We start from the raw sequence: 8557 nt of genomic DNA on the forward strand, positions 1-8557 counted from the left end.
ATTCTTCTCAGAATCACTGCACATCCCCGCGGAGCGTTTATCTCAGTCGGAGATTGTGCTCCCACTGAGAAAGACTTGTTATTACTCACCACTTGCAGAAGTGGGAGTCTTCTCGACTGAGATAAATATGTTCAAAAATTTTTGCCATTTTTACAATATAAAATACTGCATGTATTAGATATGGCTACTTTGTATAAATTGAACGATACTTATCTGGTTGCAAGGAAATATCCAATAACTGCAACGCCAAGTACGATTCGGTACCAGCCAAACGCTTTGAAATCATGTTTTTTGATGTAAGACATCAGGAACTTGATCGCGATAATGGAAAGTACGAATGCTACGATCATACCGATTGCAAGTAATGCAACTTCTGAGGAATTAAATCCACCGTCGTATTTCAAAATCTTGATCGCGCTTCCGCCAAACATTGCCGGTACCGCAAGAAAGAATGTAAATTCTGCTGCCGCTGTTCTGGAAATACCAAGCATCAAAGAACCAACGATAGTAGAACCGGAACGGGATGTTCCCGGAAAGATTGCAGCAATCATCTGGAACACACCGATCATAAATGCCTGACCATAGGAAATATCATCGATAGAATCTACTCTTGCGACTTTGTTTTTGTTCGCACGCTCTACAAGAATAAATACAACACCTACTAAAATCAACATGATTGCTACGGTCTGGTAATTGTAAAAATATTTGGTAAATACGTCATCCCAAAGGATTCCAACCACGCCTGCCGGAATGGATGCAACGATGATTTTTACCCACATCTTACATTTTCTACGGCTGATATGTAAGCCATGGTTGGTTGATAACGGAATCAACTTGTTCCAGTAAATAACTACTACCGCAAGAATTGCGCCCAGCTGGATCACTACCAGAAACAGATCCAGAAATTCCGAACTCACTTTTAATTTTACGAATTTGTCAAGCAAGATCATATGGCCGGTACTACTGATTGGAAGCCATTCTGTGATACCTTCCACTACACCAAACAATATTGCTTTTAACACTTCAATCATTGTTAACATATTAAAATTCCTTCCTAGTTTTTATTAACTACTTAATTTTTATGCCTAGAAGATTCTAACATGCTTCCAATAATATCTCAACTTAATTTTTTATGAGTATTTCTTTTCCAAAACCTAAACAAACGCTCTGTTACTTCCAACTGTTCACTTCCTGTTTTAAATTTTTTCAAAGTTACCACATCACAGACGTTTTTCTGAGTTTTTAACAATCTCTTTTAGTTTTCAAATATATGTTCTAACCAAATCTGTGCCAGACTAATCCAGCTCTGACATTCTTTCTGCACACCGATACCGTTGGCACGACAGGTTTCCTCATTTGCCAGAGACAGCCCATGTCCTCCTACCGGGTAAATATGCAATTCTGCTGACACGCCATGCTCCAGACAGGCCTGAAAGAAATACAGTGAATTTTCCACCGGAACGGTATCATCTGTCGCCGTATGCCATAAAAACGTTGGTGGTGTCTGCTCTGTCACCTGATTTTCCAGAGACAATTCCGCTTTCTTTTCCTCACAGGCATCACCCAGCAGATTACGGAAAGAACCTTCATGTGCCTTTTCTCCTGATGTAATAACAGGGTAGCATAACAGTAATCCGGCAATTTTAAGCTGTTCGGATGTCGTTGCCATTGCGTCTGCAATCCATTTCTGATGCCAGGAAACACCGTAATCTGCCGCCAGATGACCACCGGCAGAACATCCTTGCACAACGATTTTCTCCGGATCGATGTGGTACTCTTCTGCATGTTTTTTCAGATACAATACACTTCCTGCCACCTGCAGCAATGCTGCCGGATAGCGCACCGGACTGACACTGTAGCGCAAAATGGCTACGTGATATCCCATGGCAAGAAAACGCATTGCCACCGGTTCTGCCTCACGATCAGAAGTCATTTCATATCCGCCTCCCGGACACATCAGAATAACCGGTCTTTTCTCATCCGGACGCATCTCAATGGAGCTGTCCAGAAAATAGGTGTATAAATATCCCGTAGCATCCATGCCCGGGGTTTTGATCTCGATTTTATTGTGTATCATGTTTTTTACCTTCTTCCTTACGCCGTATACTATGGGAAATTATCTGTTGCTTCCCCTCCAATAACCTGTCCAAGCATCTTCCTCTATTATACGGATTTTGATGTAAAAAATAAACAGAATTTCTCATAAAAAAATCGCTGGATATTCTTTTTAAAATATCCAACGATTTTTATTTCTATATTTCTGGAAGTGACAATTCTGTATTACCGTTCCTTACATAACCTTACCATTGACAACACGATAGGTTCTGCCGCCAATTCTCACATTGCCGTTACGTGAAAAGTCTACTTTTCCTCCTCAGATATACCATCTGCCATTTCTGTTGCTTCCGATTCCGGTAAAGCTAAAGTCTACTTTTCCTCCTCGGATGTACCACCAGCCGTTTTCATTTTTCTCTACGCTGTTGCAGTTGAAGTCGATGATTGCTATTATATGTCCGGTTTTTTATGAATCTTTTTCATTTATTTCCTTACACATGCCCCGATACCATCTGCTTTTCTGGTGATTATAATCCAGTGCAATGCACCGGTCAAAATCCTCTTTGGCTGCTTCATATGCTCCTGCACCAAGGTTTGATAAACCCATCAGATAATAGCAATGTGCCTTGTTTTTCACCGTCAGGTCATCTTCAAAAATCAAGAAATCCGGAAGTGATACCGCGAAAAAGTCATCTTCCACCTGATCGTACAGATGCCGTTCCCCGTAGTCCTGTAATTTGTTCAGGCAGGTATGATACTGCTTCATCTGGTTTAACTTTTTACTTGCCAGTGCCTGATACAGAATCATATCTGCCGGCTGATCATAATAATACATTGCACCCGCCGGTTCATTGTCACCAATCTGTGCCAGTTCAAAATACTTCCGCGCCTCATCCTGTCGATTCAGATGTTCCTGTACCACACCAAGTTCATAATAAATGTCATTATCCTTGGTTCCTTCCAAACGTCCTTCACCCAGATTTTCCGGATATTGCAATGCCTGATTCAGTAATTGCTCCGCACGTTCATAATCATTCTGCTGCATTGCTTCTCTTGCCAGTGTCATCAGTGCAATCTTATACTGACCAGAAATCCGACCTTCTGCACCTTCCCATGGACGGAAGGAATGACTCATAATCAGATCATAGGCTTTCTGTGGTTCCCCGTTCAGGTTGTAAAGTGTCACCCACTCCAGCATCGCATCATCCCGCTCTCTGATCAGTGCTTCCCGCGCTTCATACTGTTTTAAACGTTCTTCAAACGGCACACCAAGTTTCTTATATAACTGATCCAGCTCCAAAAATACACGGCTGTCTGTTTCGTCCAGCGCAAAAGCCTGCTCCAATTCCTTGCGGGCTGCCTCGGCATTCTGACGTTTGTTATAATATGCAATTGCCAGATTTCGATGTACAGTTGGATAAGATGCATCCAACATGATGGACTGCTCCCAAAGTGTGATTGCACGATCATACTGCAATTTATCATAATACAAGTTACCTAAATAATAGTAGGCTTTTGCTCCTTTTGGATTTGCAACGATTGCCTGCTCCAATACTGCAATGTCCTCCAATTTATTCGGGAAACAGTAATCTGGTGCACACTGTTCTGCTCTTTCATATAATGTATTTATTATATCTTTGCTGTTTTCTGCATTGGCTTTCTGGCACAATTCCATTGCTACTCCATCATTTTCTCTATTGATAGTCATATTTTCTTTAACAAATGCACCTAATTTCTGCTGATAATATGCCTGATAGTAATAAATCATCGGCTGCTGCACAGCGCAAGATTTCAATATGCAAATTGCCTCCTCCAGACAACCGTATTCTGCATAATCTCTTGCTGTCTGCAAATATGTCTCATAAAAACCTCTGCTTCGCTCCTGAAATTCATCTGCATCTTTTTCTGCTAAAACATTTTCAAACAGTGTCACATAATCAAAAGCATCTAATTCCAGATTCTCTGCTCTCCACTTTTCTGCTGCTTCCACACGATTTAATTTACGCAGTAATACAGCTTTCAATCCTCTTGCCTTGACATTGTGACTGTTTTTTACCAGACTGCGCTCCACAAGTTCCAATGCATGCTCATATTCACCATCCCCACACGCAATACAAGCCAGATAATAATAGGACATTTCCTGCTGTGCATTTGTCCATGCCGCCTTATAAAAAGCATCATACGCTTCTTCTTTTCTGCCCTGATAAAACAGCACAAGTCCCAGATTATAGTAAGGCTCACTGTCATATGGATTCGGACTCCGCCAGGTTAAACGTTTAATTGCCGCACGAAAATGTTTTTCCGCTTCCGCAAACTGTCCCCGCCGCATCAGAAGCATACCGTAGGCCTGATTGATTCGAATGTCTCCCGGATCCCGTTTCAAGCCTTCCAGATAATATGGATCCGGTCGCCAAGTTGCATGCCGATGCTGCTCAATATGCTGTGCCGTCAAAAGCAGTTCTTCATTTGTCAAAATTTCTTCCGGCTTCTTTGCTGCCTCCGCCGGCTCACCAAGCTTCGGAATCGTTTCCTCTTCCGGCTCGTATGCCACCAGCAGTCTGCCGTGTCCATAAACTGACACTTTCAGTTCCTGTACTTTTTTTGCTGACACCGGAATAATTTCTTCGTAAGTTTCCACAGGAGACAGTTTTGTCTGTCCTCGGAATACTTCTGTCCCATTCTGCTCCAGCACGATTTCCGCATCCGCATATTCTTCTGTTGCGTATACGACGATTTTTGCGCCTTGTGAAGTCAGTTCCAGATTCAAAGCCGCATAAATCGAAGCATTTTTTACCCCTCCCACTTTTTTATACGGCATAAAATACTGGGTAAATACTTTTTCCTCAAACGGTTTCAACCAACTGAAATCCGGCTGATTTTCTGTGTATACACCAGTCATCAGTTCGATGTACGGACCATCTTCATCCGTCAGATTGCGATCCCAGGCTTTTCCGAACTCGCCACATCCCCAGGTCCACTGCTTTTTGCCCGGTGAAAAATGATGATCTGCTACATGGAGCAGTCCGGCTTCTTTTTTATAATCGTAACCGCCCACAAAATCATATTTTGACGTTTCCGCCATGTAAGAGGTCGGAACCGGAATATTTTTGTATCTGGAAATGTCAACCCCTTCGCTGTAATCGTGTTTATAATATTCTCCTTTTGCAATCGGAAATCTTGAAACTGCGCGTTTTCCATGATCGTACACGGTATGTACATCTGGTGGAAAAATCGACTGCGTATATTCATTGACGGAAACCGCTGGATTTGCCCACCACAAAAATGTCTGCGGAAGCGGTGTCCGGTTGTAAAGCTGTCCCCGGATTTCGATATAAGCTTTTCCCGGATACAAGGTAAAGGAAGTCATTACTTTTGTGCCGTACATCTGATCCACATCTCCCACCAGCAGTGTCACACTGCCATCCTCATGGGTTTCTGCCAGATGATCCACCGGCATGTATGTCGTTGGACGGTGATGCTGCGGCCAGTTAAATTCGATACCACCGGAAATCCACGGACCGGCAAGTCCCACCAGCGCCGGTTTGATCACATGGTTATAATATACAAAATCATAATCATTCGTTTTGTCGTATGCGCGCTGGATTCGTCCACCAAGTTCCGGCAAGATCATAACCTTCAGATATTCATTTTCCAGATATACTGCATGCCAGATCTTGTCTTTCTTTTCATGACTGATTTTTTCTGTGGTCGGATACGGATATACTTTTCCTGAACTTCCCTGATATACTCGTTTTTCCAGAAACATCGGATTTTTGTCCGGTGCACCGATCTCATAAGTTGGAATCACTACATCTTCTTCCCAGATTTTTGCATATTTTGCTGTTTCCATATTTTCCCATCCTTTCTGATTACTTCTCCTGTTATCGTTTCTGTGTAAGCTCACTTTTTTGCCCTTTTTGATTATCTGTCCCATAATTCTCAGCTTTTTGTTGTAAGCAAATTTTAAAAGTGCATTTCTAATATTCATCTAATCATTATCAATTTTTTGCTCTCATTATATTCCATATAGTTCCCGTTTTCATTCGATTTAATTGCTGTTCCATTGCAAAAAATTGCTTTTGACAGAAGCTGATAAAACACGTATACTTACAGTAATTACTAAAATTGTAAATTGAACACATGAGATTATTAATATGCAATTCTTATCAGCAGATACTTATATATTGTTTTTAGAATTGCTACACCCTACAAACAAATTCAAGCAAAACAAAACCATTTGCAACAATATTTTTTGCAAAACGTTTTACAATTTTCTAAATTTCAATACTCGGGAGGTCCCTATGATATCTTACGAAACGCACGTTCTGCCAAATTCCGATTACTACGTATACACCCCAAGCACCCTGGCAAAAAAACTGTTTTTCTATCCAATCTGTACCGGATCATTCCGTTACGAAAGTGGCTACCGACTGGCGCGGGATTCTTACGACAGCTTTCTGCTGATGTATATTTTAAAGGGAACCTGTTTTGTAACGGTGGATGATCAGACAATGCAGGCTACGGCAGGTCAGCTTGTCCTTCTGGATTGCTATGCGCCACATGCCTACGGTACAGATTCCGGTTTTGAAGCTCTCTGGCTGCACTTTGATGGTCCAATGGCGCGTACTTTTTATGAAACCATTGTGCTCGAAAAAGGATCTCTGCTCTATCCAGCGCACCCGGATGCCATTTACAGATTCCTCTATAATATCTACGATACTTTCCGTAGCCGTGCACCAATTGCAAAAGATCAAATTTCCGGCACGATCACAAATATCCTGACGGATTTGTTAACTGCTGAAACGACACAGCATGCAACCCGCAAAACTCAAACCGATATATCAGATGCCATCTCGCACATTAACAAATATTTTTATAAATCCATTACCCTTCAGGAATTAGCGGATATTGCAGCATTGAGTCCATACTATTTTTCCCGGGTATTTGCCAGAGAAACAGGCATGACTCCACACAAATATCTCATTACTACCCGCATGGCAAATGCAAAATTTTTACTGAAAACAAGTCAGATGTCGGTGAAAGAAATTGCAATTCGTTCCGGTTTTTCTGATGAGAGCGGATTTTGTACTGCTTTTAAGAAACAGGAAGGCATGACTCCAAATGAATATCGCAATACTGTTTGTTAACATTTCTTGCTATTATCTTTTCTAATGTTAACCTGAAATTATTTTATAGGTTGACAATTAACTTTATTCTGATTATACTAAGCAACAGAATCATATATTTCAAAGGAAAACACTGGCAATGCTGACGGATCATATGATTCCGAAAATGATTTTATTCTCACATCGCCCTGCAAATTTCATTTGAAATGACATTCTGAACACGATTCTATATGCAAGAATGGAGAATTGATTATGAATATCACTGAACTTACCAAAGAAATTATAAACGGACGCCGCCTGACCCGCGATGACGATCTGTCTTTTTTTGAAACTGCAGATCTGGAAGAACTGGCAGCCGGCGCAAATGAAATCCGACAGGCATTATGTGGAAACGCCGTAGATCTGTGTACCATCATCAACGGTCGTGCCGGAAAATGTTCGGAAAACTGCAAATTCTGTGCGCAGTCATCCTTTCACCACACTTCCTGTGAGACTTATGGCATGTTAGACACCGATGTCGTCCTCGCGGACTGCCGCGCAAGAGAAGCTGCCGGCGTACATGCATACTCCATCGTTACTGCCGGAAGAACTGTGGAAGGCGAAGATCTGGAAAAACTGATCCACACCTATGAAGAATTACGTAAAAACAGTAAACTTCGTCTGTGTGCTTCCCATGGATTGCTGTCACCGGAAGCATTTTTCCGTCTGAGAGATGCAGGTGTCACCATGTATCATACAAACATCGAAACATCCAGACGCAATTTTCCAAATATTTGTACCACACATACTTACGACGATAAAATCCATGAGATCAAACTGGCACAGGCAGCAGGACTGGCAGTCTGTTCCGGCGGCATTATCGGCATGGGTGAAACATTTGCTGACCGTTTGGATATGGCAGTATCTTTATCAGAGCTTGGCATTGTATCCATCCCGATCAATGCATTGATTCCGGTTCCGGGAACTCCGTTTGCTGAGCTTCCACCACTGACCGAAGATGACATTATCCGTGCGGTTGCAATGTTCCGCTACCTGAATCCGGCTGCATATATCCGAATGGCAGCAGGACGCAGTTACTTCAAAGACGGTGGACGCCGGTTGTTTGAAGCAGGTGTCAACGCCACCATCACCGGTGACATGCTTACCACTGTCGGAAATAACACGAAGCAGGATCAGGAAATGCTTACCGATATGGGATTTCAGATATAAGAAATGGAGAATGATTTATGAACAACACAGCAACGAAAACAAACTCAAAATTTACGATTCAACAGATTGCTATGATCGCAGTCATGACCGCAGTAACTTGTGTACTGGCACCACTTTCTATTCCAATTGGTCCGGTGCCGATTTCACTTACCAACCTTGTCATTTAT

Annotated in this window: 6 protein-coding genes; 2 read left to right on the top strand and 4 right to left on the bottom strand. The window is 42.1% G+C overall.

Annotation, left to right across the window (positions count from 1 at the left end; translation table 11 throughout):
* Positions 1-209: 209 nt before the first annotated feature.
* The 4 genes from LG34_RS07630 to LG34_RS07640 form a co-directional block, all read right to left on the bottom strand.
* Positions 210-1040 (bottom strand): undecaprenyl-diphosphate phosphatase, encoded by an 831-nt coding sequence (locus LG34_RS07630; protein WP_242979830.1) that lies wholly within the window; start codon positions 1038-1040, stop codon positions 210-212.
* A 215-nt stretch (positions 1041-1255) separates the two neighbouring features.
* Positions 1256-2077, bottom strand: coding sequence for an alpha/beta hydrolase (locus LG34_RS07635; RefSeq protein ID WP_109215541.1), 822 nt, complete (start codon positions 2075-2077; stop codon positions 1256-1258).
* A 297-nt stretch (positions 2078-2374) separates the two neighbouring features.
* Positions 2375-2509 carry a hypothetical protein gene (locus LG34_RS17465; protein WP_431602605.1) on the bottom strand — a complete coding sequence of 45 codons (135 nt, stop codon included), beginning with the start codon at positions 2507-2509 and terminating at the stop codon, positions 2375-2377.
* A 12-nt stretch (positions 2510-2521) separates the two neighbouring features.
* Complete coding sequence (locus LG34_RS07640; RefSeq protein WP_109215545.1) at positions 2522-5905, bottom strand: DUF5107 domain-containing protein; 3384 nt, start codon at positions 5903-5905, stop codon at positions 2522-2524.
* A 451-nt stretch (positions 5906-6356) separates the two neighbouring features.
* Here LG34_RS07640 and LG34_RS07645 point away from each other — a divergent pair, with 451 nt between their 5' ends.
* Positions 6357-7202, top strand: coding sequence for a helix-turn-helix transcriptional regulator (locus LG34_RS07645; protein WP_181369321.1), 846 nt, complete (start codon positions 6357-6359; stop codon positions 7200-7202).
* 237 nt (positions 7203-7439) lie between these two features.
* A complete protein-coding gene (bioB, locus tag LG34_RS07650) occupies positions 7440-8390 on the top strand; it encodes a biotin synthase BioB (RefSeq protein WP_181369322.1) in 951 nt (316 codons plus the stop codon).
* The last annotated feature ends 167 nt before the right edge of the window (positions 8391-8557 follow it).

It is taken from the genome of Eubacterium ramulus, from assembly GCF_003122485.1.
Taxonomy (GTDB): Bacteria; Bacillota; Clostridia; order Lachnospirales; family Lachnospiraceae; genus Eubacterium_I; species Eubacterium_I ramulus_A.

Bases quoted from the DNA above. Each gene is read 5' to 3' on its own strand.
- LG34_RS07630 (WP_242979830.1), bottom strand. From the start codon at position 1,040: ATGTTAACAATGATTGAAGTGTTAAAAGCAATATTGTTTGGTGTAGTG.
- LG34_RS07635 (WP_109215541.1), bottom strand. From the start codon at position 2,077: ATGATACACAATAAAATCGAGATCAAAACCCCGGGCATGGATGCTACG.
- LG34_RS07640 (WP_109215545.1), bottom strand. From the start codon at position 5,905: ATGGAAACAGCAAAATATGCAAAAATCTGGGAAGAAGATGTAGTGATT.
- LG34_RS07645 (WP_181369321.1), top strand. From the start codon at position 6,357: ATGATATCTTACGAAACGCACGTTCTGCCAAATTCCGATTACTACGTA.